The sequence below is a fragment of the Streptomyces capoamus genome (assembly GCF_014654935.1).
GTDB lineage: Bacteria > Actinomycetota > Actinomycetes > Streptomycetales > Streptomycetaceae > Streptomyces > Streptomyces capoamus.
Genome location: NZ_BNBF01000145.1, coordinates 1 through 504, shown reverse-complemented (window position 1 = coordinate 504; position 504 = coordinate 1). Strand labels below are relative to the sequence as shown.

Below are 504 nucleotides of genomic sequence, written 5' to 3'. Positions count from 1 at the left end.
GTTTTTTTCGAATATTAGTTTCCAATTTCCAATCAACAACAGGCAAATCTATAGGACATACTCGAACACATACTTCACAAGCAATGCATTTATCAAATTCAAAATGGATTCGACCGCGGAAACGTTCCGATGTTATTAATTTTTCATAGGGATATTGAATAGTTACAGGTAAACGATTTGTGTGGGATAAGGTAATCATGAAACCTTGACCAATATACCTTGCAGCTCGTAGGGTTTGTTGACCATAATTCATGAACCCGGTTATCATAGGAAGCATATTGTAATTATCTCTGAATAATTTTATCTTTGTTTCTGTCTCTTGTTTAAAACAAATAATGAATATATTAGATTCATTTTAAATTTAGAGTGAAAAGAGTTGGAAAGAAGTGGTTAATAATAGATTACCAAGGGAAATAGGTAAAAGAAATTTCCATCCAAGATTTAATAGTTGATCCATTCTTAGCCTAGGTAAAGTCCATCTTGTTGCGATAGAAACGAACAAAA

Annotated in this window: 2 protein-coding genes; both read right to left on the bottom strand. The window is 32.1% G+C overall.

The features are described 5' to 3' along the window. On the bottom strand, positions 1 to 277 hold a 277-nt coding region (locus IE312_RS44995; protein WP_189986859.1), incomplete at its 3' end, for a 4Fe-4S binding protein. An 84-nt stretch (positions 278 to 361) separates the two neighbouring features. After that, positions 362 to 502 (bottom strand): NADH-quinone oxidoreductase subunit H, encoded by a 141-nt coding sequence (locus tag IE312_RS44990; protein ID WP_502267015.1) that lies wholly within the window; start codon positions 500 to 502, stop codon positions 362 to 364. Positions 503 to 504: the final 2 nt, after the last annotated feature.